Raw genomic sequence first — 26,870 nt, 5'->3', positions numbered from 1 at the left:
CGCCACGGCTCCCTGCGGCGCGTCAGTCGTGCGGAACGACGGCGACCGGCGCCTGGGCGTGGTGGATCACCGCATGGGCGACCGGACCGAGCCGCATACCGAGGTGGTGGCGGCGCCGCCGGCGGCCGACCACGACCAGTTCGGCACTGCCGGAGGCGTCCACCACCGCGCCGGCGCCGCTGCCGATCCGGCTGTCCTCGACCACCTCCACCCCGGCGTACTTCTCCCGCCACGGGGCGAGCGCCTGACTGAGCAACCCGGCCTCGACAATGCGGAACTGCTCGGTCTCGACCAGCGGCGCCGTCCACCCCGCGTAGCCCCAGACCGCCGGCGGGGTCCAGCCGTGAACGGCGCGCAGCGCGGTTCCGCGTTCCGCGGCCTCCCGGAAGGCGAAGTCGATGACCTCGTTCGCCGGGGCGCGGGTGTCGAGGCCGACGACCACCTCGGCTCCGTCGGCGGCGCCCACCTGGTTCGCCTGCGCGGACCGGACCAGGACGACGGGCACGTCGCACCGTGCCGCGGCGTTCAGACCGACCGATCCCACCGTCAGACCCTCGAAGCCGCCAAGGCCCAGGGATCCGACGGCGAGCAGTTCGGAGCGGGCCGCGGCGGCGAGCAGGGACGCGGCCGGCTCGTGGCCGGCCAGCAGTTCGGTGTGCACCTCCAGGCCCGGGTGAGCCGAGCACACCTGTTCCGCCGCGTGGGCGAGCATGCGCTCGGTCAGGGCACGTACCTCCGCCGGCTGGTCGGGATCGGCGTGGACGTCGTCCTGCCAGGTCCAGGCGTGGGCCAGGCGCAGGGTGAGGCTGCGCCGCACCGCCTCGTCGGCCGCCCACTGCGCTGCCGCGGTGCTCTCGGCCGAGCCGTCGATTCCGGCCAGAACGAACTTGCTCATGGCTGTGCCCTGCTTCCGTTGCTCGGGACCGCCCCGGGCACAACCACCCGGGGCCGGGGACCAGCCTGGCCGAATGCGGTCCCGCCGCTCCAGGGCCGCCCGGGTCCGTCGGCCGGGCCGAAGGTCCCGGGTGCGCGCCTCGGGTCCGGCCGCGGTGCTGCCGGTCAGCTGAACGCGGTCCTCAGGGCGTGGGGAACGCCGTGTTGGGCTCGGAGCGGGCGTGGTGGACGGGCGGGATCGGCGTGTCGAGACCGAGCAGCTGGTACACGGCGTACACGGCGCCGCGGACCGCGCAGTCGACGGTGAAGACCACGTCCGCGGGGATCTCCACGAACTGGCCGAGGAGGGCGAATCTGCGGGCGCCGTGCGGGATGACCGCAGTGCCGCACCACGCCGTCTGCCCCGTCGCGCTGGTGCCCGGGACGTGACGCCCGCCCGGCCGGAGGCGGTGGCGGTGGCTCCGGGGACCTTCGGCACCGGCTGGGGGCTGACCGGTCCCTGTCCAGGAGGCCGGCCCCGGACCACGCTGCTGGATGCGAGCCGGGCACGTGGGTGTCCATGCCGAACAGACCCCTTGGAGGTTGGAGCCATGTTTGATTCCGTCGTGGCGGGTGTCGACGGGTCCGCCGAGAGCACCGCGGCGGCTCGATGGGCGGCGTACGACGCGCACCGGCGAGGCGTCGCCCTCCGGTTGGTCTGCGTGCTCCCGCCGGAGGGCGGTGACCTTCCGCCCCTCGAGGCGGGCGGAGACCGGTTGCCGGAGTGCGTGACGGAGCTCCGGGCGCAGCTCGCGCACGCGCTGCCGCTGCTGGAGGTCGCCTGCGAGCCGATACCCGGGAGTGCGTGGTCCGCACTGGCAGCCGCCGGAGAGCGGGGCGGCCTGCTCGTTCTCGGCTCCAGTGGACCGGGCGGGGTCACCGGGCGGCTTCTCGGGTCCGTGGCGTTGCGCGCGGCGGCGGAGGCACGGTGCCCTGTCGTCCTCGTCCCGGTGGGCGCCGCGGACCCGGAGGCCGGCCCCGGCGAAGTCGTGGTGGGTCTGCGGGGCGGTCGGCAGTCGGACGCCGTTATCGGCTTCGCGTTCGAGGAGGCTTCCCGGCGCGGGGCCGTGCTGCGGGCACTGGAAGGCCGGGTCGAACCGTACGGGCCGCTGCGGACCGGGGCCCCGATCGGGCCGGACGAGATCCGCCGGTCCCTGGTGGAGGCGGAGACCGTGCACCTCCGGGACGCGCTGGCCCACTGGCGGGACAAGTTCCCCGAGGTGCGCACCTCGGCCGAGGTGTCCGGCTGGAGTGCGTCCCGGACGCTGGTGGAGGCGTCGCGCAGCGCCGCCCTGGTGGTCGTGGGAAGGCGCGCGCCCGCACGTCCGACGGGTGTCCCGAAGCTCGGGCACGTGGCGCACGCGGTCATCCACCGCGCCCACGGCCCGGTGGCGGTCGTGCCGCACGACTGAACCCGGGAGCGGGTGGCGGTGGCCGGGACCGACGCGGTTCCGGCCACTCGCGCGTGTCGAGCGCGGACCGGGCGGGAGCGGACCGGGCGGGAGCGGGAAGGGCGAAGACAGGACCTTCGGCCCGCAGGCAGGCCCCATTGGCCGGGGCCCGCGATCCGATCCGCGGGGGAGGCTACCGGTGTCGGCGCACGCAGCAGCCGGTAGGCGCCCGACCTTGGCCGACGACCCGAAAGGTGGTCCCGCATGCCCCGCCGCGAGCCGACAGAGGACACCGCAGTGAGCGTTCCCCGCCCCACCGTCCCCCACGAGACCCAGGCCGCCGTCGACGCGCTGCTCGAACCGGCGTTGACGTCCCTTCAGGAGTACGCCGGCTTCACCCAGGAACTGGTCGACCGCATCGTGAAGAAGGCGTCGCTGGCGGCGCTGGCCGAGCACACCGGGCTCGCGATGCTGGCGGTGGAGGAGACCGGTCGGGGGCTGTTCGAGGACAAGGCCGTCAAGAACGTCTTCGCCTGCGAGAACGTCACCCACGTGATGGCCCGTACGAGGACCGTCGGCGTGGTGCGCCGGGACGAGATCGACGGGGTCGTGGAGATCGCCGAGCCGGTCGGCGTGATCGCCGGCATCACCCCGGTGACGAACCCCACCTCGACCACCATCTTCAAGTGCCTGCTCGCGCTGAAGACCCGCAACCCGATCGTCTTCGCCTTCCACCCGTCCGCGCAGCGCTGCTCCGCCGAGGCGGCGCGGATCGTCCGGGACGCCGCGGTGGCGGCCGGTGCACCCGCGCACTGCATCCAGTGGATCGAGGAGCCGTCGATGGCGGCGACCCGTGCCCTGATGAACCACCCGGACGTCGCCACCATCCTGGCCACCGGTGGCAACGCCATGGTCCGGGCCGCCTACTCCTGCGGCAAGCCGGCCCTCGGGGTCGGCGCGGGCAACGTGCCCGCCTACGTCGAACGGACCGCGGACCTGAAGCGGGCGGTCAACGACATCGTGCTCTCCAAGACCTTCGACAACGGCATGATCTGCGCGTCCGAACAGGCCGTCATCCTGGACGCTCAGATCCGCGAAGCGGCTCTCGACGAGTTCCGCAGGCTCAAGGCGCACCACGCGAGCGCCGAGGAGAAGGCGCTGCTGGAGCAGTACCTGTTCGGCACGGGCGACGGCGGCTCGTGCGCGGGGGAGCGCCTGAACGCGGCCGTGGTCGGGCGGTCCGCCGCGCAGATCGCCGAAGCGGCGGGATTCCAGGTGCCGGCGGACACGGCACTGATCCTGGTGGACGCCGCGCGGGTCGGGCCGTCGGAGCCGCTGACCCGGGAGAAGCTCTGTCCGGTGCTGGCCGTCCTGACCGCCGACTCGCGTGACCACGGTGTCCAACTGGCCGCCGCGATGGTGGAGTTCAACGGGCTCGGGCACTCGGCGGCGGTGCACACCGAGGACGAGGCGTTCGTCGAGGAGTTCGGGCACGCCGTCAAAGCCTGCCGGATCATCTGGAACGCGCCCAGCTCCCAGGGCGGCATCGGCGACGTCTACAACGCCTTCGTGCCCTCGCTGACGCTGGGTTGCGGGAGCTACGGGCACAACTCCGTGGCCGGCAACGTCTCGGCGCTCAACCTGGTCAACATCAAGCGGATCGGACGGCGCAACACCAACATGCAGTGGTTCAAGGTCCCGCCGAAGATCTACTTCGAACGCAACAGCGTCACGTACCTGGCCAGCATGCCGAACGCCCATCGGGTCGTGGTGGTCACGGACCGGACGATGGTGGAGATCGGGCACCTCGACCGGATCCGTGAGGTGCTGGACCGGCGCCGCGAGCCGGTGGAGGTGCGGATCGTCGACTTCGTCGAGCCCAACCCGAGCATCGACACCGTCCGCAAGGGCGCCGAGCTGATGCGCGCCTTCCGACCCGACACCATCATCGCGCTCGGTGGTGGCTCGCCGATGGACGCGGCCAAGGTGATGTGGCTGATGTACGAGCACCCCGAGGTCGAGTTCGCCGACCTCAAGGAGAAGTTCTTCGACATCCGCAAGCGGGCCTTCACCTTCCCCGACCTGGGGGAGCTGGCCAAGCTGGTGTGCATCCCGACCACCTCCGGCACCGGCAGCGAGGTCACCCCGTTCGCGGTGATCACCGACACCGCCACCGGTCAGAAGTACCCGTTGGCGGACTACGCGCTCACTCCGAGCGTCGCCATCGTCGACCCGGCGCTCACCACGCACCTGCCCGAGGACGTCACCGCTGACACCGGCTTCGACGCCCTCACCCACTGCATCGAGACCTATGTCTCCGTCTACGCCAACGACTTCACCGACGGCCTGGCCCTGCAGGGCATCCGGCTCGTCTTCGACCACCTGGCCGAGGCCGTCGCCAACGGGCCCGGCAGCCCGCTCGCCCGGGAGAAGATGCACAACGCCGGCACCATCGCCGGCATGGCCTTCGGCTCGGCCTTCCTCGGCGTCGTGCACGCCATGGCACACACCGTGGGCGCCACCTTCCACGTGGCCCACGGCCGGACCAACGCCCTGCTGCTGCCGCACGTGATCCGCTACAACGGCGCGGCCCCGGCCAAGGTGACCAGCTGGCCCAAGTACCGCAGCTACGCGGCCCCCGAGCGCTACCAGGCCATCGCCCGGATGCTCGGCCTGCCGGCCGACACCCCCGATCAGGGCGTCGAGTCGCTCGCCCGGGCCGTGGAGGAGCTGCGCGACCGGGTCGGGATCCCGCGCTCGTTCAAGGACGCGGGCGTGGACGAGGCGGCCTTCCTGGCGGCGCTGCCGCAGCAGGCGATGAACGCCTACGAGGACCAGTGCGCGCCCGCCAACCCGCGGATGCCGATGCTCGACGACATGCAGCAGCTCATGCGCCAGGCGTACTACGGCGACCGGGCCTGACCACCGACGGCGAGAGGAAGCAGCCGACCATGACCACGCAGCAGCGCGAGCGGACCGACCCCGGCACCTGGGACGGCTTCGAGGGCGGGCGGTGGCGCGACACCATCGACGTCCGCGACTTCATCCAGCACAACTACACGCCGTACGAGGGCGGAGGCGCATTCCTGGCGGGCCCGACCGAACGCACGCTGGCGGTGTGGAAGCGGATCACCGACCGCTTCCCCGAGGAGCGCGCCAAGGGCGTGTACGACGTCGCGTACGACATCCCCTCCACCATCACCGCGCACGCGCCCGGATACGTCGACCGCGAGCGGGAGCTCATCGTCGGCCTGCAGACCGACGCACCTCTCAAGCGCGCGATCATGCCGTACGGCGGCTGGCGGATGGTGGCCGGCGCCCTCAGGACCTACGGCTACCCGGTGTCGCCCGAGCTGGAGAAGACGTTCACCGAGTACCGCAAGACCCACAACGCCGGTGTGTTCGACGCCTACACCCCCGAGATCCTCGCCGCCCGCAAGGCCGGCATCATCACCGGGCTCCCGGACGCCTACGGCCGCGGCCGGATCATCGGCGACTACCGGCGGGTCGCCCTCTACGGCGTCGACCGGCTCATCCGGACCAAACACGCCGAGAAGGCCGAGCTGGACGCGATGCCCCACGACGACGCCCGGTTGGAGGAGACCATCCGCCAGCGCGAGGAACTGGCCGAACAGGTCCGCGCGCTGGGCGAGCTCAAGCAGATGGCCGCGAGCTACGGATACGACATCTCCGGCCCGGCGTCCGACGGCCAAGAGGCCATCCAGTGGCTGTACTTCGCCTACCTGGCGGCCGTCAAGGAGCAGAACGGCGCCGCCATGTCACTCGGCCGCACCTCGACCTTCCTCGACATCTACCTCCAGCGCGACCTCGACCGCGGCGTGTTGACCGAGGACCGGGCGCAGGAACTGGTCGACGACTTCGTCATCAAGCTCCGGATCGTGCGCTTCCTGCGCACCCCCGAGTACGACGAGCTGTTCTCCGGTGATCCCACCTGGGTCACCGAGTCGATCGGCGGCATCGGCGAGGACGGCCGCCCGCTGGTCACCCGCACCTCGTTCCGCTACCTGCAGACCCTCTACAACCTCGGGCCCGCCCCCGAGCCGAACATGACCGTGTTCTGGTCGCCCGGACTACCGCGAGGGTTCAAGGAGTTCTGCGCCAAGGCATCGATCGACACCTCCAGCGTGCAGTACGAGTCCGACGAGCTGATGCGCCCGCGCTTCGGTGACGACACCGCGATCGCGTGCTGCGTCTCCGCGATGGCGGTCGGCAAGCAGATGCAGTTCTTCGGAGCCCGGGTCAACCTCGCCAAGACCCTGCTGTACGCCATCAACGGCGGCCGGGACGAGGTCTCCGGCGCCCAGGTCGGCCCCGAGACGGGGCCGGTCACCGGCGAGGTCCTGGACTACGACGAGGTGCTGGACCGCCTCGACCGGCAGATGGACTGGCTGGCGGCCACCTACGTCCACGCGCTGAACGTCATCCACTACATGCACGACAAGTACGCCTACGAGCGCCTGGAGATGGCCCTGCACGACCGTGAGGTCCGGCGCACCATGGCCTGCGGCGTCGCCGGCCTCGCGGTCGCGGCGGACTCGCTGTCGGCCATCAAGTACGCCGAGGTGAAGCCCGTCCGCGACGGGAGCGGCCTCGCCGTCGACTACGTCGTCGAGGGTGAGTACCCGGCGTACGGCAACAACGACGACCGGGCGGACGACATCGCGGTGTGGCTGGTCGAGGAGTTCATGCGCAAGGTGCGCAAGCAACCGACCTACCGCGGCGCCGAGCACACCCAGTCCGTGCTGACCATCACCTCCAACGTCGTCTACGGCAAGAAGACCGGAACCACCCCGGACGGGCGCCGGGCGGGGGAGCCGTTCTCCCCCGGCGCGAACCCCATGAACGGACGCGACCGCCACGGCTACCTCGCCAGCGCCCTCTCGGTGGCCAAACTCCCCTACGCGCAGGCCGAGGACGGCATCTCGCTCACCAACACCGTCACGCCCGACGCACTGGGGCGCACCGACGAGGAACGGATCACCAACCTGGCCGGCGTCCTGGACGGCTACACCACCAGCCACGGCTTCCACATGAACGTCAACGTCCTCAACCGCGACACCCTGCTCGACGCCATGGAACACCCCGAGAACTACCCCCAGTTGACCATCCGCGTCAGCGGCTACGCGGTCAACTTCGTCCGGCTCACCCACGAGCAGCAGCTCGACGTGGTCAACCGCACGTTCCACGGCTCCCTCTGAGGGCTGTCCGTCAGCAGACGTGGTGCCGGCGCCCCCGACCACAGGCGCCGGCACCCGTCATTCCTCCCCGGAGACCCGACATGGCCCAACCACCCCCGGCCACAGGCGCAATGGACCTCCGCGCCGCCACCCCGGCCGCAGCCGCCCCCCGGCGGCCGGTGAGCGGCACGGTGCACTCCTGGGACCTGTCCACCGGCGTGGACGGCCCGGGCACCCGCTTCGTCACCTTCCTGGCCGGCTGCCCGCTGCGCTGCCAGTACTGCCACAACCCCGACACCTGGCGGACGCGGGACGGCCGGCACGCCTCGACCGACGAGATCGTCGGCGAAGCCGCCAAGTGCGCCGAGTTCATCCGCACCTGCGGCGGCGGCGCCACCCTCAGTGGCGGCGAACCGCTGCTCCAACCCGTGTTCGCGGGCGAGCTGTTCCACCGCTTCAAGCACGAACTCGGCCTGCACACCGCCCTCGACACCTCCGGCTACCTGGGCGCCCGCGCCACCGACGGCCTGCTCGCCGACGTCGACCTCGTCCTGCTCGACATCAAGTCCTGGGACCGTCGGCTCTACCGCGACCTCACCGGCCGGGAACTCGCCCCCACCTTGGACTTCGCCCGCCGCCTCGCCGACCTCCGCAAGGAGCTCTGGGTGCGCTTCGTCCTCGTCCCCGGTCTCACCGACCACGCCGAGAACGTCGAGGGCATCGCCGCGTTCACCGCCTCGCTCGGCAACGTCACCCGCGTCGACGTCCTGCCCTTCCACAAGCTCGGCGCCGCGAAATGGCAGGCCCTCGGCCTGGCGTTCCCCCTCGCCGACACCCCCACGCCCACCCCCGACCAGACGGCCACCGCCCGCGCCGCCTTCGCCGCCCAGGGCCTGCACGCCGTGTGACCGGACCACCTGCCGAGGTGCGGTGCAGGGCAGCCGCGAGTGCCCCGGCCCTGGCGTGACCACGGGCCGATCCCACCGGCCCGCCGACGGACGCCCCGGCCCCGTACCCACCGTTCTGCGGGTACGGGGCCGGGGCGTCCGCAGGTCAGCGGGGCCAGGTCCAGTCTGTGACTTCGGGCAGGTCGGTGCCGTGTGCGCGGATCCAGGCGTCGTGCCGGATGCGGACGTCGGCCATGAGCTGGCGGACGTGTGCGGCTCGCACGGCCAGGCCGGGAACGCGGTCGATGACGTCCATGACCAGGCGGTAGCGGTCCAGGTCGTTGCGCAGCACCATGTCGAACGGCGTGGTGGTGGTGCCGATCTCCTTGTAGCCGCGGACGTGGAGGTGAGCGTGCCCGTTACGGCGGTAGGTGAGGCGGTGGATCAGCCACGGGTAGCCGTGGTAGGCGAAGATCACGGGCTTGTCGCGGGTGAAGAGCGCGTCGAACTCGGGGTCGGGCATGCCGTGCGGGTGCTCCTCGGCGGGTAGCAGGCGGGCGATGTCGACCACGTTGACGACCCGGACGGCGAGTTCGGGCAGGTGGTGGTGGAGCAGGTCGGCGGCGGCCATGACCTCCAGGGTGGGCACGTCGCCGGCGCAGGCGAGCACCACGTCGGGCTCACGGGTGCCGTCCTCGGTGCCGGCCCAGTTCCAGATGCCCAGTCCGCGGGCGCAGTGCACCCGCGCTTCCTCCAGGGACAGCCAGTCGTAGCAGGGCTGCTTGCCCGCGACGACGACGTTGACGTAGTCCTTCGAGCGGAGCACGTGGTCGGCGGTGGCGAGCAGGGTGTTGGCGTCCGGCGGGAAGTACACCCGGACGGCCTCGGGGCTCTTGTTGAGGACGTGGTCGACGAAGCCGGGGTCCTGGTGCGAGAAGCCGTTGTGGTCCTGGCGCCAGACGTGCGAGGTGAGCAGGTAGTTCAGCGAGGGAACGGGCGCGCGCCAGGGAAGGCGGCGGGTGGTGCGCAGCCACTTGATGTGCTGGTTGACCATCGAATCGACGATGTGGACGAACGCCTCGTAGCAGGAGAACAGGCCGTGGCGGCCCGTCAGGGTGTAGCCCTCCAGCCAGCCCTGGCAGACGTGTTCGGAGAGGATCTCCATCACCCGGCCGCCGCGTTCCAGGTGTTCGTCGGTGGGCAGCAGTTCCGCTTCCCAGGCCTTGCCGGTGGCGCCGTAAACGGCCTGGAGCCGGTTGGAGGCGGTTTCGTCCGGGCCGACCAGGCGGAAGTCGCGCCGCTCGGCGGTGTCGGCCATGAGCTGTTCCAGCAGGCCGCCCAGCACCCGGGTGGGTTCGTGCAGGGTCGCGCCGGGCTTGTCCACCGCCACGGCGTACTTCTCCAGGGGCGGGAGGGGAAGTGGGCGGGTGATCAGTCCGCCGTTGGTGCGGGGGTTCGCACCGAGCCTGCGTGGCCCGTGGGGCTGGCCGGTGAGCACGTCCGGCATCGGGTGGCCCTTCTCGTCGAAGAGCTCGTCGGGGCGGTAGGAGCGCAGCCACGCCTCCAGCTGGGCGAGGTGCTCGGGGTTGTCGCGGACCTGGTCGAGCGGCACTTGATGGGCGCGCCAGGTGCCCTCCACGGGCACCCCGTCGACCTCGCGCGGGCCGGTCCAGCCCTTGGGGGTGCGCAGCACGATCACCGGCCAGCGGGGGCGCCCGGTGGCACCCTCGGCGCGCGCCGCGTGCTGGGCTGCGGCGATCCGGTCGAGAGCGGCGTCCATGGCGGCCGCCATCGCCCGGTGCACCTGCACCGGGTCGTCGCCGGTGACGTGCAGGGGTTCGTGGCCGTAGCCGCGCAGCAGCGCGTCCAGTTCCTCGTGCGGGAGGCGGGCGAGCACCGTGGGGTTGGCGATCTTGTACCCGTTCAGGTGGAGGATCGGCAGCACCGCGCCGTCGTGCACCGGGTCGAGGAACTTGTTCGCGTGCCAGGAGGCGGCCAGTGGGCCGGTCTCGGCCTCGCCGTCACCGATCACGCAGGCGACCACCAGCTCGGGGTTGTCCAGCGCGGCGCCGTAGGCGTGGGCGAGCGAGTATCCCAGCTCGCCGCCCTCGTGGATCGAGCCCGGCGTCTCGGGAGCGACGTGGCTGGGCACCCCGCCGGGGAAGGAGAACTGCCGGAACAGCTTGGCCATGCCCGCCTCGTCGCGGGTGACGTCGGAGTAGCGCTCGGTGCAACTGCCGTCCAGCCAGGACCCGGCCAGCACGGCCGGGCCGCCGTGACCGGGACCCCAGACGCAGATCGCCTCCAGGTCGCGGGCCCTGATCACCCGGTTGAGGTGGGTGTACACGAGGTTCAGCCCGGGCGAGGTTCCCCAGTGGCCGAGCAGGCGGGGCTTGATGTGCTCGGGCCGCAGCGGCTCACGCAGCAACGGGTTGGCCATCAGGTAGATCTGCCCGACGGCCAGGTAGTTCGCCGCACGCCACCGGGCGTCCAACTCTGCGAGTTCCTGCTCGCCCAACACGCCGCCGGCGCGAGGGTCGCCCCACTGTTCGGTACGCATCGGAAGCCTTTCTCTGTCGATGGTCAGTCGTAGCGTCTTCCCACGAAATTCCCGCTGAGTGCTGCTGCGCCCGGCGTCCGCGCCGCAGGGGGCGGGTTCACCCGGCCGGGTTATCGGCGTGGAGTTCAGGCGTCGGCGGTCCCGGGCAGCCACAGATCGGGGCCGAAGACCTCGTGCCGGATGAGGTCACCGGGCACACCGGCCTGGCGGAACCGAGCCCGGACGGCACACATGAAGGGCACCGGGCCGCACTGGTGGACCTGGGCGTGGGCGGGCAGGGCCGGCCCGCCCACGCCCATCAGTCCGACCTCGGCGTCCGGCTCCTCGGCGCCGGGCTGCTCGTGCCTGATCGGAGCGGCACCGTCGAACGGGCCAGGACCGGTCTACCAAGTCCGATCGCCGCCGTGTTGGGCCGAACGTCCCCGGAAGCGCGATCAGGGCCGAAGGACCCCGGGAGAGGGGCCTGCCGGCCCACGGCGGCCGGCTGGCCCGCCCCGATCGGCCATGACGAACGGGGCCGTTCGGCCCTGGGATCGCTCGCAGCGCTGCCGTGGTGCATCCCGACCGCAGTGGCGACGGCGGCGGGCAGACCCACGCCGAGATCGAGCGGGGCAATGGTCCAGAAGTAGCCGGACCCCACCTGGTCCGCCTGAGGCTCATGGCGCCTTGACGCCCCAGGTCGTTAGCTGCCATATTAGGTGTATGACAAAGGGTGGAGCCGACGGCGAGCAGCCCACGCTGGAGCAGGCCGAGTGGCAGCTGCGGCACTATGGCCTGGAGGTGGATCCGCAGGCCGTGCTGGTCGCGGTGCGGCTGATCTCCGCGGGTGCCAGGGTCGGTCGGGCGGCCGAGGCCCACTTCGCCAGGTTCGGGCTGTCGACGGGCCGCTACCGGCTGCTCGCGGACCTCGAAGGCCATGGGGGGGAGAAGTCCCCCTCGCAACTGGCGGCCGACCTCGACGTCTCCAGGGCCACGGTCACCGGCCTGCTGGACGGCCTGGAGCGCGACGGCCTGATTGCCAGGCGTCCGTCCGTCGAGGACGGTCGTGGCACGGTCGCGGTCCTGACCGCGCGCGGTGCGCAGCGCCTGCGCGACATGGCGCCCGAGCATTTCGGGCGACTGGAGGCGATGGTGGGGGGGCTCACCGTCGAGGAGCGAACCGTGTTCCTGGACCTTCTCGCCCGTGTCGTGCGCGACAGTTCGGCCCTGACCGCCGACTGACCCGGCCGGCGGCCGGCCCGGGCTCTCATCCGGTGGATGGGAGCCCTTCTCGCGAAGCAATAATTAGCCAGCTAATTATTGGCTCTTCAAGGGCCCGTCGGCAGCCTGGCCGAACCCTTTCGCCTTCCGGAATTCCCACGAGATGAAGAGGTCGAGATGCCTGCGACGAAGGACAGAACCGGTCCGGGCCCGGCGGCCGCCCCGCAGTTCACGCTGTGGCGCGAGGTGTTGACCGCGTACGCCGCCCCCGCCCTGACGGCGGGTGCCGCGGGAGTCGTCACCGGACAGGCGGACCTCACAGTGGCGGCCTGCACCTCCATCGCCGGCACATCCGCGGTGATGGCGTTCCTGGTCGGTACCTGGCTGCGGCACGGCGGGCAGCCACGTCGCTGGACCACGACCCTGCCGCGGCTCGTCCTGACCGCGCTGCTCGTCATCGTGACCGCCGGTGCGGCGGCGGCGCTGGGATGGTTCGCCGCCGAGTGGCTGCCGGCCGTTACCCCGGTCCACGCTGCGCCCTGGCTGCGGCGACTGCGCATCGACCTGCCCGTCTCCGCCGTCCTCGCCACCACCGTCGTCACCCTGCGCTGGCGCGCCGGCGTCGCGAAAGCCCGGCCGTGAGCCCGGCCGTGAGCCCGGCCGTGAGCCCGGCCGTGAGCCCGGCCGTGACCGGCACCTCGGTCCGGCCACCGGCGCCCGGACGCACCGAACCCACCCTCGCGGCACCGGCTGCCGCGGACGACACCAAGCACCGAGGAGAAACCCGATGATCGTTGTCATGGGAGCGACCGGAACCACCGGAACCGCCCTGCTCCACAGCCTCCGCGCACTCGACGTACCCGTCCGCGCCCTCACTCGCACCCCGCACCGACCGCTCCCTGGCACCACCGGCCCGCACGACCGGCTCGTCGAGGTCCGGTACGCCGACGCCGGCGACCCGGACTCGCTGCGCGCCGCCTTCGCGGGCGCCGACCAGCTCTTCCTCGCCATGGCCAACAGCCCCGCACAGGTCGAACTCGAAACCCGCGTCATCGACATCGCCGCCCACAGCGGTATCGGACACGTCGTCAAGCTCTCCGCCCCCGCCGCCGAGCCCACGTCACCCGTCGCGATATCCCGGGGGCACCACGCCGTCGAAGAACACCTGCGGGCCTCCGGGCTCACCGGCACCGTCCTGCGTCCCTACGCGTTCATGCAGAACCTACTGCGCCTCGCGCCCACCGTGGCCCAGGGGCTCGTCCTCGGCGCCATGAGGGACGCGCGCTGCAACTACGTCGACGGCCGCGACATCGGCGATGTCGCGGCCGCAGTGCTCACCCGGAGCCACCTCGCGGGCGGTACGTACGCGCTGACCGGGCCGGAAGCCGTCTCCCACCCCGATCTCGCCGCCCGGCTCACCGAACTGACCGGCCGTCGGATCAGGTACGTCGACCTCGCCCCGGACGAGCTGCGCGACACCCTCGTCCGCCAGGCCGGCATGCCCGCCTGGCTCGCCGACCACGTCGTGGAGATCCAGCAACTCGCCATTGCCCGAACCGAGTTCCCCACCAGCACCGTCACCGACGTCCTCGGTCGGCCGCCCCGTACGCTCGACGCCTTCCTGGACGAACACCGTGCCCACTTCCGGTGATCCGTCCTGCTTCCGGTGACGGGAGCGGGGTTTGACCGTCCGTCCGTGCGGTGTACCCCCGCTGGGGAACGCCGACAGCGGGAACGCGTTCGATCGCTCGGGCCTTTTGTGACAAGGGCCGCGTGCTGTTCCGGAGATTCCGAAATGACGGACGCGAGAGTGTCCCGTTGCTGAGTTCTCGTCAGATTCTTTCCTTCTCGGAGGTTTCGGTGGCGCGCACATCCTTCTTTTGCGTTATCCGTTGACTGCGGCCCGTCACCGCTGCTTTTCTTCCGTTCACGCCCCCGCCGGAGCCTCCGCAGGCCGGCCACCGGGCCTGGTTTCCGCTGCTCCACCCGCACCGCAGCTCTGCCGCTGACACGGCGTCGGTCGACGCCCGTCAGCCCCCACGGCACTGCCGGCAAGCACGGGCCACTCCACCGTTACGCCTCGCGCCCGCGTCCTCGCCGGCACCCGCCCTGCCACGAGCCGTCATCCGGGCCGACCGGCACCGGAGTCGGCATGAGAGAGGAACCCCCACCCATGGGCATCCCCCACGTTCGTGCGCTCAGACGAGCGGCCCTGGCCGCCGTCGCGTCGCTGTCCCTCGTCACCGCCGCCCTGATCACCGGCGGTGCCGCCCAGGCGGCGGACGAGTCGGCGTCGTCGCAGAACGGCTCCGTGACCAACCCGTACAGCCCCGCCTACCAGCACCCCTACCGACACGGCGTCATGCCGACCATCGCGCAGAACGAGAAGATGAAGCAGTGGGCCTCCACTCACCAGGAGCCCAGCGCCGGCGCGGCCACCGGACCGCAGACCCTCTCCTACGGCGGAGGGATCGACGGGATCGGCGTGCAGAGCGGCCACTCCAAGGTCTACCTGGTCTTCTACGGCAACCAGTGGGGCACGCAGACCGCGGACGCCAACGGCAACGCCAAGTTCTCGGGCGACTCCGCGGGGGCGGCGGGCGCCGCCCAGCAGATGTTCAAGGGCATCGGCACCGGCAACGAGCTGTGGTCCGCGGACCTGACGCAGTGGTGCGACGGGCCGAACGTGGCGGCCGGGGCCACCAGTTGCCCCTCCAACGCGAACTTCGTCCCCTATCAGAGCGGTGGCGTGCTCGCCGGCGTGTGGTACGACAACGCGGCGGCGTCGCCGAGCGCGGCCACCGGGCACCAGCTGGGCCAGGAAGCCGTCAACGCCGCGGCGCACTTCGGCAACACCACGGCGGCCTCCAACCGGGACGCCTACTACGTGATCCTGTCGCCGCACGGCACCAACCCGGACAACTACCAGAACCAGTACTGCGCGTGGCACGACTACAACGGTGACACCACGCTGACCGGCGGCGCGGTCAACTCCCCGTACGGCGACGTCGCGTTCAGCAACCAGCCGTACAACATCGACTCCGGCGCCGGCTGCGGCGTGGGCTTCGTCAACTCGCCCGGTACGCTGGACGGCTTCACGATGACCCTCGGCCACGAGTGGCACGAGATGATGTCGGACCAGAACCCGGCCGGCGGCTGGACCAACCACGTGTCCGGCAGCTCGTACAACGGTCAGGAGAACTCGGACGAGTGCGCCTGGCTGTCCCCGGGCACCGCGGGCGGCGCGGCCAACATCACCTTCGGCAGCTTCGGTACCTGGGCCGAGCAGGCCAGCTGGTCCAACGACACCAACTCCTGCGCGATCTCCCACCCGATCGTGGGCGGCGGCTCGACGGGCAACACGGTGAGCGTCACCAATCCCGGCAACCAGACGACCGCGCAGGGCGCCTCGGTCAGCCTGCAGGTCCAGGCCAGTGACTCGGCCTCCGGCCAGAGCTTCACCTACTCGGCCACCGGCCTGCCGACCGGCCTCTCCATCAACTCGGCGACCGGCCTGATCACCGGCACCGCGACGGCGGCCGGCAGCTACAACGTGACCGCCACCGCCAAGGACACCACCGGCGCCACCGGCTCCACCAGCTTCGGCTGGACGGTCAACGGCACCGGAGGCTCCTGCACCCCGGCCCAGCTGCTCGGCAACCCCGGCTTCGAGACCGGCTCCGCCGCGCCGTGGACCGCGACCAGCGGCGTCATCGACAACTCGGCGTCCGAGCCCGCCCACAGCGGCTCCTGGAAGGCCTGGCTGGACGGCTACGGCACCTCGCACACCGACAGCCTCGCGCAGACCGTCACCGTCCCGTCGGGCTGCAAGGCAACCCTGAGCTACTGGCTGCACATCGACACGGCCGAAACCACCACCACTGCCCAGTACGACAAGCTCACCGTGACCGTCAACGGCACCACGGTGGCCACGTACTCCAACCTCGACCACAACACCGGCTACGCCCAGAAGACGATCGACCTGTCGGCCTACGCCGGTCAGAGCGTCGCGCTGAAGTTCACCGGCGTGGAGGACTCCTCCCTCCAGACCAGCTTCGTGATCGACGACACCGCGATCCAGACCAGCTGACCCCTGGCCCGTCCGAACGCTCGGCCCGGCGGCTCCTTGCCGCCGGGCCCACCCATTGGTCGGTGATCTCGCCGTCGTCGGTGTGGATCGGAGTGAAGAGCTTGGCGGTCTGGCCCTGGTCGGTCCAGCCCGACCAGGGCGGGTCGCGTCCGGAACGCCCTGGCCCGCTCGCGAACGCCGAGGTTCGGTGCATCCTCGACATCGCCCGGACCGCGCGACTAGGCTCACGCACAGGCAAGCTATTCAATTTGTTGACTATGGAGCCCGTCGTGCACCCCTTTCGCGCAGCCGTCGAAGCCGACGACCACGATGCCCTCGAGGCCCTTCTGGCCGAGAACGTCGTCTTCACCAGCCCCGTCGTCTTCAAGCCCTACCCGGGCAAGGCCATGACCGCCGCGATCCTGCGCGGTGCCGCACGGGTCTTCGAGGACTTCCACTACGTCCGCGAGATCAACGACGGCGGCGGCCGCGACCACGCGTTCGTCTTCAAGGCCACCGTCGACGGCCGTGAGGTGCACGGCTGCGACTTCCTCCACGTCGACGAGGACGGCCTGATCGACGAGTTGACGGTGATGGTCCGCCCCCTCTCCGGCGCGCAGGCGCTCGCCGCCGCGATGGGCGCGCAGTTCGAGCGGATCACCGCCGAAGCGCAGGGCGCGTCCGCGGCATGATCGCGACCACGGGCTTCCGTCGCTACGTCGCGGTCGGCGACAGCCAGACCGAGGGCCTGGGGGACGGTGACGAGGCGGCCGGATGGCGCGGCTGGGCGGACCGATTGGCGGAGACGATCGCCGGGCACGAACGCGGTCTGCTCTACGCCAACCTCGCCGTGCGCGGCCGACTCGCCGGCGAGGTGCGGGCCGAACAGCTCGCCCCTGCCCTCGCGCTGCGGCCGGACCTGGTCACCGTGGTCGCCGGGATGAACGACCTGATGCGGCCGGGCTTCGACGCGGGCCGGGTGGTGGCGGAGCTGGACGCGATGTTCGCCGCCTTCACGGCCACCGGGGCGCGGGTGCTCACGTTCACCTTCCCCGACATCGGCCGGATCGCGCCACTGGCCCGCGGACTGCGACCCCGGCTCCTGGACCTCAACGCGCGCATCCGGGCCACGGCCGACCACCGCGGCGTCGTGGTCGTCGACTTCTTCCCGCACGAGGTGACGACCGATCCGCGCATGTGGAGCTCGGACCGGCTGCACGCCAGCCCGCTCGGCCACGCCGGGATCGCCGCCGCGGCGGCCGAAGCGCTCGCGCTGCCCGGCAGCGACGGTGGGTGGACCGAGCCGCTGCCACCGCTCCCGGCAGCGGGGCTCCACCGGCGAGCCGCCCAGGAGGCCGCCTGGATCGGCACCTTCCTCGGACCGTGGCTGATGCGCCGCCTGCGCGGGCGCTCCTCCGGCGACGGACGGGTCGCGAAACGCCCGGATCTGAGGCCGGTCGGGGCTCCCCGCCCGGCGCACTGAGCGGCCGCCCCCGAAGACCGTCAGACCGGGCCCTGCGCCGGCCCCCGTGCGGGCGCCGGCGCGGCGGCCCGCCGGTCCAGAACGGCGAGCACCTGCTCGCACCAGCGCTGGTTCTCGCGCTCGAACGACAGTCCGCGCATCAGGGTCAGATACGGCCCGATCCGTTCGGCCGTGGCGAGGTACTCGTCCTCGAAACGCCCGTCCAGCAGCCGCGCCCGAAGGCGCTCGTAGCGGGCCACCTTGGCCTGCGCCCACACCAGCCGTTCGAGCAGCGCCGCGCGCACGGCGTCCGGGTCGCCCGCGTCCACGGCCTGCACCTGGACGAGCAGCTCGTCACGGACCGCGGACGGTCGCGGTGGCGAGGCCGTGAACGACCGCAGCGCGGCGCGGCCCGCCTCGGTGAGCGAGAACAGCCGCTTGTTCGGCCGCCGCTCCTGCTCGACGACCCGGGCGCTGACCAGCCCCTCCGCCTTCATCCGGTCCAGCTCCCGGTAGAGCTGCTGCGGTGTGGCCATCCAGAAGTTCGCCGCCGACGCGTCGAACGCCTTCGTCAGGTCGTAACCGGACGCCTCGCCCTCCAGGAGGGTCGACATGATCGCGTTGCGCAGAGCCATGCCGCCAGCCTAGCGAGCGCCCGGTGCGCCGGCGACCGACGCGACTAATCAACAACGCACCTACCTCTTGGGGTCCGGGCGCCGGAGCCCTCACTCGTCGTAGTGGCCGTCGTCGCTGAACGCCCCGCCGAGCAGGGCGCCGCCCACCAGGCCGGCGGCGCCCGCGCCGAGCATCGCGCCGGCGCCGAAGCGACGGCCTCCCTCCGGCCGTTCCTGTCCGGGGACCTGGGGATAGCCCTGCTGCGGGTGGGCGTCCTGGTGGTAGGCCTGCTGCGGGTAGCCCGGCTGTACCGGCTGCGGGTACCCGTCGGTCTGCGGCGGGGTGTAGAACGGCGGCGGGGTGGTGCTGATGCGGTGGGCGCAGCCGCCGCAGGTGTGGATCTGGCGGGGAACGCCCCACTGCGGGGACCACAGGGCGGTGGTGGTGCCGGCGCCGTGCGAGGGGTCGAAGAAGCAGGTCATGAGTGAAGCACGTCCACGCCGAAGTCGGCGGCGATTCCGGCCAGCCCGGAGGCGTAGCCCTGGCCGACGGCGCGGAACTTCCAACCGCCTCCGTGGCGGTACAGCTCGCCGAAGAGCATGGCCGTCTCCGCCTCGCTGCCCGTGAGGTCGTACCGGACCACTTCGGTGGCGGTGACCGGGTCGACGAGGCGGATGTGGGCGTGCGGGACCTGTGCGAAGGACTAGGCCGTGTCTCATAATTGATCTTGTGGTTGGGAAATGTCGTTGAGCCCATGGCCAGCGGTCGAGGAGACTGCCGCCGTGAGCTCTCGACGTTTCGTAACACTTGATCAGGACGGCGCGGCCGACGGGTGGCTGCACGTGGTGGTCGAGGCCCCGACCGGCGTCTTCTACCAGCAGCAGTACGGTGGCCAGCTGTGTCGACAGGGGCAGGCGGAGGGCTTCCTGGTGCCGGTATTCGGCCCTGACGCGCTGGACGCGCTGCGCCAACTGTTCGAGGAGGAGTTCGCTGGCGCCGGCACGTGGAACTACTCGTGGCCGGATGACGAGCGCGCAAGGCTGTGCGGAATCATCGAAAGCATCCCCTACTGGGCATCCGACGGGCACACGGAGGATCTGCACGTTTTGCGGCTGGACGAGAGCCGAATCCGCGATGCCGACGAGTCCTGGGTGCCGGTGATCACGCCGGACGGCCCCGGAGTGCTGCTGTGGGCCAACTCGGACTGAATCGCGGCGATCAGCTGTCCGCCCTGAGCCAGAGGATCAGCGCCGCGATGACCACCCCAGCCTTGTATTGGGCCGCCAGTTTGTCGAACCTGGTTGCCACTGACCGGAATTGCTTCAGCTTGGCGAAGCACCGCTCGACGACGTTCCACCCCTTGTAGGCGGCCTTGTCGAAGGCCGGCGGCCGACCGCCCCGGCTCGCGCGGCGGGCGCGGTTGGCGATCTGGTCCCGGCGTTCGGGGATGGTCGCCTTGATCCGCCTGCGCCGCAGCAGCCGACGGATCTTCCGGGAGGAGTAGGCCTTGTCGGCCACCACCCGGTCGGGGCTGGTCCTCGGTCGCCCGGTCCCGACGCGCGGAACACGGATCGCGTCGAGGACGGCTGGCAGCATCGTGCAGTCGGCCGTGTTGCCGGTGCTCCGCACGATCGACAGCGGCAGACCCCGGCCGTCGACCGCCAGGTGGACCTTGGTGGTCAGCCCGCCCCGGGACCGGCCGAGCGCCTCGCGGCGCGCAACTGCTGCCGGATCATCCGATTCGTCCTCGGGCTGATCCCCTTTTTTCGGGCACCGGCGGCGTGCTGGTGAGCCCTCGCGAACGTGGAGTCGATCGAGACCGTCCACTCCACGGTCCCCACGGCGTCGTTGCGGACTTGGACCTCGTGCAGGAGTGTGGCCCAGGTGCCGTCCTTCTCCCATTGGGCAAAGCGCCGGTAGACGGTCTGCCATGGGCCGTAGCGTTCGGGCAGGTCACGCCACGGGGCGCCGGTGCGCAGTCGCCACAGCACCCCGTTCACCACCTGGCGGTGATCACGCCAAGGACGCCCGGCCCCGTCCCGCTGTGGCAGCAACGGCTCTATCCGAGCCCACGCAGCATCCGTTATCTCTCCTCGACTCACCACAAGATCAATTATGAGACACGGGCCTAGCGCCGCTGGTGCGCGTCGTAGATCGCGACGGCGACGACGATGCGTTCCACGGCTGCGGGTACGGCGGCCAGGTCGGCTTCGATGCGTTCCCGGTCTCCGGAGGTGGCGTCCTTGGAGGGGCGACGATATGGCGCACCGCCCCGCCCGGGCTGCGCGTGTTGTTGAAGAAGACGAAGTGCTGCTCGGAGAGCACCCTGCCGGAGGCGTCGCACAGCAGAGCGCTGGCGTCGAGTTCGACGCGGGTGGCCGTGGTCCATCCGAGTCCGACTGTGACGGTGCCCGTACCGGGAGCCGCCTCCGTCAGGGAGATGTTGCCGCCCTTCGCCCTAAGCCGATGGGTTCGTGGATTTTTGCGCTACACAGAGGGGGAACCTGCAGGCCAGGTTGCCGTGTCATGAACCGATGCCGGTGGGTTCGCAGGCTGCGCCGCCGCGGCTGCGCTTTCTGGGTCCCGACCGGAAGGCCGCCGACTCGGTGCTGGCGTGCAGGGCGACGGCTGGGACTTGCATGGATAGCGCCACGCCGGGCTCACCCCAGGGCTGTTTCAAAGTCCCGGTGAGTACGTGAGCCCGCAGGTCATGGCGATGCAGGGGTCCGGGCCTGGCCCGTCACGAACGCAACGAAGCTCCGGTTGAACGGGGTGACCTTCCCAAGTCGCCCTGAGCCGCCGGAGCTTCGTTGTGCCGCCAGTCTGCCACCGTCTGCCTGATCAAGTCGCCTGCTCTGGACGGCGTGGCAGGATTGTCGCTGGTGGAGCGGTTGCGGCTGCTGCCCGATCCGCGTCGACGGCGAGGGGTGCGTCACCCGTTCGTGGCGGTGCTCCTGGTCGCCGCCTCGGCGGTGGTTTCCGGCGCGCGCTCGTACGCGGCCATCGGCCAGTGGGCCGCGAACGCTCCGCAGCACACCCTGGTCCGGCTGGGCGCCAGGGTCGCAGGCGCGCTGGGCATGCGCGTCGCACCGAGCGCCGCCACGATCCGGCGAGTCATCGCTCTGGTCTGCCCGGGCGGCCTGGTCGACCTGACCGGCGCCGATCCGGTCGGCTCGGAATCGGTGGCCGTGGACGTCAAGACGGCCCGCGGCTCCCGACACGACACTTCGCCCGCCGCCCACCTGTTGGCCGCGATGACCGACGATGGCCGGACCGTCACCCAGCTGCGGGTCCCCGACAAGACCAACGAGATCACCTGCTTCGCCTCGCTACTGAAGCCCTACAGCCTGACCGGAATCACGGTCACGGCCGATGCCCTGCACACCCAACGCGCCCACGTTCGCTTCCTGGTCGAGGAGAAGAAGGCCCACTACCTGCTGGTGGTCAAGGCCAACCAGCCCGAACTGCATCGCAGGCTGCGGTCGTTGCCGTGGAAGGAGGTCACCGCACGCCACTACGACCGCGAGGCCGGCCACGGCCGCAAGGAGACCCGTGTGACCAGAGCCCTCACCGTCACCGACCTCGACCTGGACTTCCCCCACGCCGTCCAGGCCGCACGCATCCTGCGCTACCGCACCGACCTCAAGACCGGCATCGTCAGCCGCCAGACCATCTACGCGATCACCGACCTGACCTCGCACCAGGCCTCGCCCCAGCGCCTCGGCCGGCTGGCCAGGTCGCAATGGACCATCGAGAACCGGCTGCACTTCGTCCGCGACACCGCCTTCCGTGAGGACACCTCGAAGATCCGTACCGGCCATGGACCCGAGAACATGGCGACCCTCCGCAACCTGGCGATCAACACGCTGCGGCGGCACGGGCACCGCAACATCGCCGCCGGCCTCCGGCACGCCTCCTACGAGCCCTTCAGCCGCCCGCTCGACCTCCTCGGCCTCGCCTGACCAGCACAGTCACAAGATGTGACTGAGCATTTCAGTTGGCCAGTTGAGCAACGCCCGGCAGGATCTGTCGCATGACACGCGACGACCTCGCCGAGATGCTCGCCGACCAGACGCCGGCCTGCGGCCCCGCACGCGACGCCCTGCTCTCCGGAGGCACCTTCACGGTCTGGGACAGCCTCATCCCCGCCAACCAGCATTTCGGCGTCTACCGGCGCCGCCTCCGGACCACCCAGAGGCGCGGGGTCGCGACGCTCGGCCTCACCGAGACCGTTGGGATCCTCGAACAAGCAGGAGACGAACCCTTGCGCATCGGCCTGATCCAGACAGCGGATCGCGCCTGGGGGTTCATGCTCTTCTTCAACGCCGCAGCCACGACGGTGCTGGCATGCGCCCGAGGCGGCCGCGTCCGGCCCGAGGACGACTGACAGCGAGCCGAACGCTCAACCGGCCACCTCGACCACTCACTGGCCAGCTGAAGCGCTCAGTCACACAAGATCACCGAACTTTGCAACGGCCCTGGGGCTCACCCATCTCGGTGCGAGGCCGGCAGGGTCCAGCTGCCGATGCTGATGGCCAAGTCACGGCACAAGATGCCGGAGAATACAGCGCAATCTCCACCTCTCGCCGGAGGTGATCGCCGAGGTCACCAGCTTGCTTGTCGCTGGTCTGTCTCCAGTCTCCTGAGCACGGAACCGGGTTGCTCGGCTACCTAATTCTGAAGCGGCTATTGCGAAGCTGGCGCAACGCGATGCCGCGACTTTGCTTTTGGAAGAACTGTGACACCAGCGAGGCGCCGCGCCCGAGAATCCTGGCGTTTGGTGGGCCCCTGGTCGATCGGCGACTGGGTCAGTCGGGCGGCCTCGTTCGGCTCCCAGTGACCGGCCAGGGCGTCGACCTCGTCCAGGGACCAGGACTGAGCCGCCGGACCGACGTTGCGGGACCTTTTTCTACGTCAGTCTGAGAGTTACGGCCAGCTCACGCTCGCTCTCGCGGGCGCGCTGCCGGATCGCGGCCATGGTGAGGCATCATTGCGTCATCCAGGCTGACGGTCGGTCGCCCGCTCGTGCCAGTTTGGCCGCGGGGTCGACCACCTCATCCTTCGTCGAGCCGAGGAAACCGTTGGTCGTTGCGCCAGGCTCCGACGAAAGCGCAGTAGCGGACTGCGCGTCATCGGGCAGGCATCGACACCATCGCCACAGAAGGCCGCGCCTTGGGGATGCTGCCCTTCCTGAAGGGGTGCTGCCTTTGGTCAGGCAGTGTGTTCCTGGTCCAGCTGTGCTTCAGATGTCTGGTCCGTTCGTCCAGTTGTCCACCTGATCGTAGATGTTCCATACCAGATTCTGGAGCCCCGGTTCGGTGTATTGATCCTTGGACTGACGCTTACGGGTGTTTGTCACGGCAGCGATGCAGAAGTCATCGTTGGCTCGTGCCAGGGTGGCGGTGGTTCCTGGGAGGTCACCGTTGGCCTGCCAGTCCGAACTAGTACCCATGTTGAGTTGTATCCACCATCCACAGGCGTAGTGCCAGTCTGTCCGGGACACCGGAGGGTTGGCGTTGGGGTCGCCAGCGTCAGGGACTCCGGACGGTGTGCTCAGGTAGGAAATCATCCCTGGGTTCAAAATCTGCGTCGGGTTGGGGAATCCGTCGACTCTATTGGCGAAGCGCAGCATGTCGAGCGCGCTGGCGATCCAGCCTCCATGGGAGTCCATCCGCCTCACGGGTATCCCGTATGGGTCGTCCTGGCCTTCGCCGAAGTACACGGCCTCCGTGGGCAATTGTTCTGCCCGGGTATCTCCGGCGATGACCATGTCGCTGATTCCGCAGGGCTGCAGGATGTTTGACTGAACGTAAGTCTGGTAGGGCTGTCCCGTGACTTGTTCGATGACGCGGCCGAGCACGCAGTATCCGAAGTTGGAGTACGCGTAGCACGTGCCTGGCGGGTGGTCCAGGGAGCGGGTTTCCAGCACCCAGGTGATGAGGTCATGCTGGTTCCACGAAGTGTGCTCGAACATGGGGTCGTTGGCGTCGTTGGGCCATCCGCCGCTCGTGTGGTGCAGGAGGTCCTCGACTGTTACCGACTCCACCGTGCGGTCGGCCGGGTTGACGTAGTGGCCGCCGAGTATCCCAGTGGGTCCAAAAACGTGGTCCTTGAGCTGGATCTTGTTTTGCTGCACCAAGAGCAGGACGGCGGCTGCTGTGATGGCTTTGCTGACGCTGGCGATGCGCCAGAGGGTTTGGGGTGTTGCTCGCACCCCGGTGCCTGCCAGTCCGTACCCGTTGGCGTAAACGAGTTTCCCGGCTCGGCTGATGGCCAGTGCCATCCCAGGGACCTGGTAGGTGTCCATGAACTGGTTGGCCATAGTGTCCACGACCGGAACCGCATCACGCTTTTCCCAGACGGCAGTGTACGATGCGACGGCGTCGCGGCCTCGGCCGACCCCGTACGCACCGAGACATGTCAGCCGGTGCCTCGACGCCTTGGCCTGCGTGTCCGCGTTCATAAATTGAGCGCCAGTCATTATGTGCGAAGAAATGAAGTGCCGCCCGTCATTCTTCTCCCACAGGGCAAAAATGTACTGGACGTCATTGTCGGCTCCTCCGGCATCTCGGCCGAATGCGCCGTAGACGCGGACAGGTCGATACCCGGCATTGGTCTGGCCGTTGAAATCTGTCTGATATTTTGAGATTTCACTAACTGTTACCATCCAGTTTGGATTATCCGGCTTCTGCTCGCACATATTGACTGTCGGCATGTCCCACCAAGATGTGTTTCCGTCTATGTCGATAATCCGATACCCGTCATTGTGTGCAGCGTCCCTGATGCCCGGCCACTGAGCGAGGGGCTTGTCAGGGACTGGTCTCCACGTTTCCAATGAGCCCTGAGGGTCGTCCACCTTAATAGAATTCTCATATATGGCGGATATGAATGGATTGTTATTGACGGTGAATCCGTGCTGACGGGTGATTTTCCACCCCGGCCCGTTGTCGTGATTGAATTGGGCGAACTCTCGCGGTGTCATGTAGTGTCCGCAGTGCTGCCAGTATGGGTTACCCATGTGGGCCTGCTGGAAGACGGCTAGGAATTCAGCGGCACCCTGGTTCCCGGCGCCGACCTCGTAGCCGGCGAGGTCTACGAGCCGGTACTTCTTTTCTCTCCACCACTTCTGGAGCGACGACTGGTAGGTGGAATTGTCGGCCATGATGACAATTTGGCAATCTCGGCCGCCTCCATCCATGAGGGCCGCAGCTGCCTCGATCTTCAAGATGCTGGGAATAGCCGAGGTGAGTCCATAGTAGGTGAGCGTGACAGCGAAAGGAGCGATACCGCCACCGGGTGCGTTGATTCGGTAGCCGTGTGCGGGTATGAGGCCGATCTCGTGTGTTGATGTGCGGCTCAAGACTCCGCCGGTCCACCCCAGCAGTTCGGGCTTCAAGTCATACGGCAATGATGTCCCGTCTAGAGTGACGCGGTAGCCGTTGATGGTGAGTGTGCGTCCTTTGACGTCGGCGAACCAGGTGGAGTTTGTGTCTATATTCAGACGGCCATCGGCCCCTAATGCAAACGAGAAGTCGGCGACGATTCCAGAGGCTGATTGGAACTGATATTCAGGCGCAGGTATGAAAGTCAGTTCGTGAGTCCGGTCCTGTGACAGCACGGGGTTAGCATTAAATAGGCTAACCGGTTGCAGCGCGTGGGACAGCTTACGGCCATCTACGGTGAGGGTGTATCCGTTGATGGTCAGCGTGCTACCGTTGATGCTTGCGAAGCCAGCGTAACGGCGATTAATGCTGAGCTTGCCGTCCTTCCCTAGCGTGAATTTGAAATCCGGAATGATTCCCGAGCCGGCGAGGAACATGTAGTCGGCCCCTGGCGCAAGGGTCAACCCGTGGTCAGTGTTCTGCGCTAGCATTCCCGCGTTGACGATCTGCAGTTGAAGTCCATGTGAGAGCTTTCTTGCGTCCAGCGTTACGGGATATCCGTGCACAAGGAGAGTCCCGGTGCTGCGCCCCTTGAGGAAACCTTCGTACTCAGAAGGGTAATCAACGGTTCCGTTCGGGGAGACCGTGAAGCTGAAGCTCACTATTCCAGATGCCTGCTGAAAGGAATGTTCACCTGGCGCCAGGTTGATCGAGGGCGCGTGCGCGCCGTCCACCCAGCCAATCTCTCCGGCAAGAAGAGTGAACTGCGTATAGGTAAGGGAGCTTGTGTCGATTCGAATGCTGACCATTTCTTTAACAGCTTTCTGCGCAACCCTGAAGGTGACTAAGTAATCTGTGATAAAGCCATCCAAATTATTGCTGGCGGTGGCCGCCTGTGGCGCGGGTGAATGGGCATGCAGCCGTGTCAGTTGAACCAGACTTGAACGAGGAATCCGTCGCCCGGACCGGCCACAAGGGGAGCCTCGCCTGCCGACAGCGCAGGCGGTCCGCCGCCGGGCGGTGTTAGCGACAACCGGGGGCATCACGGTCATCCGGTCCGATTCCTCGACGTGCGCAGGCCGTCTACTTGCCACTCTTCACCCACTCGCTGTACCCCGCAAGGTGAGCAGTTGGCCATCCGGAGGTCATATTGAGCTGCTCTGGTCTCTGTGG

The 26,870-nt window shown here is 69.4% G+C and carries 22 protein-coding genes and 2 pseudogenes; 13 read left to right on the top strand and 11 right to left on the bottom strand.

Annotation, left to right across the window (positions count from 1 at the left end):
- Positions 1–22: 22 nt before the first annotated feature.
- Together ACFWIS_RS21440 and ACFWIS_RS21435 are read right to left on the bottom strand one after the other, a co-directional pair.
- Entirely contained in the window at positions 23–895 is an 873-nt protein-coding gene (locus ACFWIS_RS21440; protein ID WP_380456110.1) for a universal stress protein, read from the bottom strand.
- Positions 896–1,076: 181 nt separating this feature from the next.
- The gene (locus ACFWIS_RS21435) at positions 1,077–1,565 is read right to left on the bottom strand and encodes an oleate hydratase (RefSeq protein WP_380456113.1); all 489 of its coding nucleotides are present in this window, start codon (positions 1,563–1,565) and stop codon (positions 1,077–1,079) included.
- Between ACFWIS_RS21435 and ACFWIS_RS21430 the strand changes: the two genes are divergently transcribed.
- From ACFWIS_RS21430 to pflA, 4 genes are all read left to right on the top strand, one after another.
- Complete coding sequence (locus ACFWIS_RS21430) at positions 1,485–2,345, top strand: universal stress protein (protein WP_380456114.1); 861 nt, start codon at positions 1,485–1,487, stop codon at positions 2,343–2,345. The genes ACFWIS_RS21435 and ACFWIS_RS21430 overlap by 81 nt on opposite strands.
- Before the next feature lie 243 nt (positions 2,346–2,588).
- Positions 2,589–5,246, top strand: coding sequence for a bifunctional acetaldehyde-CoA/alcohol dehydrogenase (gene adhE, locus ACFWIS_RS21425; RefSeq protein ID WP_380456116.1), 2,658 nt, complete (start codon positions 2,589–2,591; stop codon positions 5,244–5,246).
- A 29-nt stretch (positions 5,247–5,275) separates the two neighbouring features.
- A complete protein-coding gene (pflB, locus tag ACFWIS_RS21420; RefSeq protein ID WP_380456118.1) occupies positions 5,276–7,543 on the top strand; it encodes a formate C-acetyltransferase in 2,268 nt (755 codons plus the stop codon).
- Between the two features lie 110 nt (positions 7,544–7,653).
- Positions 7,654–8,430 (top strand): pyruvate formate-lyase-activating protein, encoded by a 777-nt coding sequence (gene pflA, locus ACFWIS_RS21415; RefSeq protein WP_380456120.1) that lies wholly within the window; start codon positions 7,654–7,656, stop codon positions 8,428–8,430.
- Between the two features lie 145 nt (positions 8,431–8,575).
- Here pflA and ACFWIS_RS21410 read toward each other — a convergent pair whose 3' ends face one another.
- On the bottom strand, positions 8,576–10,969 hold the full coding sequence (locus ACFWIS_RS21410) for a phosphoketolase (protein WP_380456122.1): 2,394 nt from the start codon (positions 10,967–10,969) through the stop codon (positions 8,576–8,578).
- Between the two features lie 125 nt (positions 10,970–11,094).
- Positions 11,095–11,268 carry a hypothetical protein gene (locus ACFWIS_RS21405; protein WP_380523957.1) on the bottom strand — a complete coding sequence of 58 codons (174 nt, stop codon included), beginning with the start codon at positions 11,266–11,268 and terminating at the stop codon, positions 11,095–11,097.
- A gap of 403 nt (positions 11,269–11,671) precedes the next feature.
- Here ACFWIS_RS21405 and ACFWIS_RS21400 point away from each other — a divergent pair, with 403 nt between their 5' ends.
- The 6 genes from ACFWIS_RS21400 to ACFWIS_RS21375 all read left to right on the top strand — a co-directional run bounded on the left by ACFWIS_RS21400 (position 11,672) and on the right by ACFWIS_RS21375 (position 17,721).
- Positions 11,672–12,190: a MarR family winged helix-turn-helix transcriptional regulator gene (locus ACFWIS_RS21400; RefSeq protein WP_380456126.1), complete on the top strand. Its 519-nt coding sequence runs from the start codon at positions 11,672–11,674 to the stop codon at positions 12,188–12,190.
- Between the two features lie 156 nt (positions 12,191–12,346).
- Positions 12,347–12,811 carry a hypothetical protein gene (locus ACFWIS_RS21395; RefSeq protein WP_380456127.1) on the top strand — a complete coding sequence of 155 codons (465 nt, stop codon included), beginning with the start codon at positions 12,347–12,349 and terminating at the stop codon, positions 12,809–12,811.
- A gap of 157 nt (positions 12,812–12,968) precedes the next feature.
- Positions 12,969–13,820, top strand: coding sequence for an SDR family oxidoreductase (locus ACFWIS_RS21390; RefSeq protein WP_380456129.1), 852 nt, complete (start codon positions 12,969–12,971; stop codon positions 13,818–13,820).
- 522 nt (positions 13,821–14,342) lie between these two features.
- Positions 14,343–16,259, top strand: coding sequence for a putative Ig domain-containing protein (locus ACFWIS_RS21385; RefSeq protein WP_380456131.1), 1,917 nt, complete (start codon positions 14,343–14,345; stop codon positions 16,257–16,259).
- Positions 16,260–16,528: 269 nt separating this feature from the next.
- Positions 16,529–16,930 carry a nuclear transport factor 2 family protein gene (locus ACFWIS_RS21380; protein ID WP_380456133.1) on the top strand — a complete coding sequence of 134 codons (402 nt, stop codon included), beginning with the start codon at positions 16,529–16,531 and terminating at the stop codon, positions 16,928–16,930.
- Positions 16,930–17,721 carry an SGNH/GDSL hydrolase family protein gene (locus tag ACFWIS_RS21375; RefSeq protein ID WP_380456170.1) on the top strand — a complete coding sequence of 264 codons (792 nt, stop codon included), beginning with the start codon at positions 16,930–16,932 and terminating at the stop codon, positions 17,719–17,721. Before ACFWIS_RS21380 ends, ACFWIS_RS21375 begins: the two co-directional genes overlap by 1 nt.
- A 20-nt stretch (positions 17,722–17,741) precedes the next feature.
- Here ACFWIS_RS21375 and ACFWIS_RS21370 read toward each other — a convergent pair whose 3' ends face one another.
- The 3 genes and pseudogenes from ACFWIS_RS21370 to ACFWIS_RS21360 all read right to left on the bottom strand — a co-directional run.
- Entirely contained in the window at positions 17,742–18,335 is a 594-nt protein-coding gene (locus tag ACFWIS_RS21370; protein ID WP_380456135.1) for a PadR family transcriptional regulator, read from the bottom strand.
- Between the two features lie 90 nt (positions 18,336–18,425).
- Positions 18,426–18,797: a hypothetical protein gene (locus ACFWIS_RS21365; protein ID WP_380456137.1), complete on the bottom strand. Its 372-nt coding sequence runs from the start codon at positions 18,795–18,797 to the stop codon at positions 18,426–18,428.
- Positions 18,794–19,018 (bottom strand): annotated as a pseudogene (locus ACFWIS_RS21360) (TerD family protein); the annotation flags it as partial. The gene ACFWIS_RS21365 and the pseudogene ACFWIS_RS21360, both read right to left, overlap by 4 nt.
- 79 nt (positions 19,019–19,097) lie before the next feature.
- Between ACFWIS_RS21360 and ACFWIS_RS21355 the strand changes: the two are divergent.
- Positions 19,098–19,523 carry a DUF6210 family protein gene (locus ACFWIS_RS21355; RefSeq protein ID WP_380456139.1) on the top strand — a complete coding sequence of 142 codons (426 nt, stop codon included), beginning with the start codon at positions 19,098–19,100 and terminating at the stop codon, positions 19,521–19,523.
- Positions 19,524–19,533: 10 nt separating this feature from the next.
- Here ACFWIS_RS21355 and ACFWIS_RS21350 read toward each other — a convergent pair.
- The 3 genes and pseudogenes from ACFWIS_RS21350 to ACFWIS_RS21340 all read right to left on the bottom strand — a co-directional run.
- Positions 19,534–20,420 (bottom strand): IS5 family transposase gene (locus tag ACFWIS_RS21350; protein ID WP_380456141.1). Its coding sequence is split into 2 segments (ribosomal slippage): positions 19,534–20,051 and positions 20,051–20,420, totalling 888 coding nucleotides; the frame shifts between segments, so codons are not numbered across the junction.
- 23 nt (positions 20,421–20,443) lie between these two features.
- Positions 20,444–20,659, bottom strand: coding sequence for a TerD family protein (locus ACFWIS_RS21345; RefSeq protein ID WP_380456172.1), 216 nt, complete (start codon positions 20,657–20,659; stop codon positions 20,444–20,446).
- A pseudogene (locus ACFWIS_RS21340) lies at positions 20,632–20,751 on the bottom strand (TerD family protein); the annotation flags it as partial. The pseudogene ACFWIS_RS21340 and the gene ACFWIS_RS21345, both read right to left, overlap by 28 nt.
- Positions 20,752–21,125: 374 nt before the next feature.
- Between ACFWIS_RS21340 and ACFWIS_RS21335 the strand changes: the two are divergent.
- Both ACFWIS_RS21335 and ACFWIS_RS21330 read left to right on the top strand, forming a co-directional pair.
- Positions 21,126–22,277, top strand: coding sequence for an ISAs1 family transposase (locus tag ACFWIS_RS21335; RefSeq protein WP_380523955.1), 1,152 nt, complete (start codon positions 21,126–21,128; stop codon positions 22,275–22,277).
- 71 nt (positions 22,278–22,348) lie between these two features.
- Positions 22,349–22,702, top strand: coding sequence for a hypothetical protein (locus tag ACFWIS_RS21330; RefSeq protein ID WP_380456145.1), 354 nt, complete (start codon positions 22,349–22,351; stop codon positions 22,700–22,702).
- Positions 22,703–23,557: 855 nt separating this feature from the next.
- On the opposite strand, the gene ACFWIS_RS21325 is transcribed toward ACFWIS_RS21330, so the two are convergent.
- On the bottom strand, positions 23,558–26,749 hold the full coding sequence (locus ACFWIS_RS21325; protein ID WP_380456146.1) for a serine hydrolase: 3,192 nt from the start codon (positions 26,747–26,749) through the stop codon (positions 23,558–23,560).
- Positions 26,750–26,870 lie beyond the last annotated feature (121 nt).

The sequence above is a fragment of the Kitasatospora sp. NPDC127060 genome, assembly GCF_042724935.1.
Lineage (GTDB): Bacteria > Actinomycetota > Actinomycetes > Streptomycetales > Streptomycetaceae > Kitasatospora.
Note: the sequence above shows the minus strand (reverse complement) of the source record. Positions and strands in the feature narration are given on the sequence as shown.

What these genes read in the sequence shown, in the direction of transcription:
- ACFWIS_RS21440 (WP_380456110.1), bottom strand. Translation starts at nt 895, where the DNA reads ATGAGCAAGTTCGTTCTGGCCGGAATCGACGGCTCGGCCGAGAGCACC.
- ACFWIS_RS21430 (WP_380456114.1), top strand. Translation starts at nt 1,485, where the DNA reads ATGTTTGATTCCGTCGTGGCGGGTGTCGACGGGTCCGCCGAGAGCACC.
- adhE (WP_380456116.1), top strand. Translation starts at nt 2,589, where the DNA reads ATGCCCCGCCGCGAGCCGACAGAGGACACCGCAGTGAGCGTTCCCCGC.
- pflB (WP_380456118.1), top strand. Translation starts at nt 5,276, where the DNA reads ATGACCACGCAGCAGCGCGAGCGGACCGACCCCGGCACCTGGGACGGC.
- pflA (WP_380456120.1), top strand. Translation starts at nt 7,654, where the DNA reads ATGGACCTCCGCGCCGCCACCCCGGCCGCAGCCGCCCCCCGGCGGCCG.
- ACFWIS_RS21410 (WP_380456122.1), bottom strand. Translation starts at nt 10,969, where the DNA reads ATGCGTACCGAACAGTGGGGCGACCCTCGCGCCGGCGGCGTGTTGGGC.
- ACFWIS_RS21405 (WP_380523957.1), bottom strand. Translation starts at nt 11,268, where the DNA reads ATGGGCGTGGGCGGGCCGGCCCTGCCCGCCCACGCCCAGGTCCACCAG.
- ACFWIS_RS21400 (WP_380456126.1), top strand. Translation starts at nt 11,672, where the DNA reads ATGACAAAGGGTGGAGCCGACGGCGAGCAGCCCACGCTGGAGCAGGCC.
- ACFWIS_RS21395 (WP_380456127.1), top strand. Translation starts at nt 12,347, where the DNA reads ATGCCTGCGACGAAGGACAGAACCGGTCCGGGCCCGGCGGCCGCCCCG.
- ACFWIS_RS21390 (WP_380456129.1), top strand. Translation starts at nt 12,969, where the DNA reads ATGGGAGCGACCGGAACCACCGGAACCGCCCTGCTCCACAGCCTCCGC.
- ACFWIS_RS21385 (WP_380456131.1), top strand. Translation starts at nt 14,343, where the DNA reads ATGGGCATCCCCCACGTTCGTGCGCTCAGACGAGCGGCCCTGGCCGCC.
- ACFWIS_RS21370 (WP_380456135.1), bottom strand. Translation starts at nt 18,335, where the DNA reads ATGGCTCTGCGCAACGCGATCATGTCGACCCTCCTGGAGGGCGAGGCG.
- ACFWIS_RS21365 (WP_380456137.1), bottom strand. Translation starts at nt 18,797, where the DNA reads ATGACCTGCTTCTTCGACCCCTCGCACGGCGCCGGCACCACCACCGCC.
- ACFWIS_RS21330 (WP_380456145.1), top strand. Translation starts at nt 22,349, where the DNA reads ATGACACGCGACGACCTCGCCGAGATGCTCGCCGACCAGACGCCGGCC.
- ACFWIS_RS21325 (WP_380456146.1), bottom strand. Translation starts at nt 26,749, where the DNA reads ATGACCGTGATGCCCCCGGTTGTCGCTAACACCGCCCGGCGGCGGACC.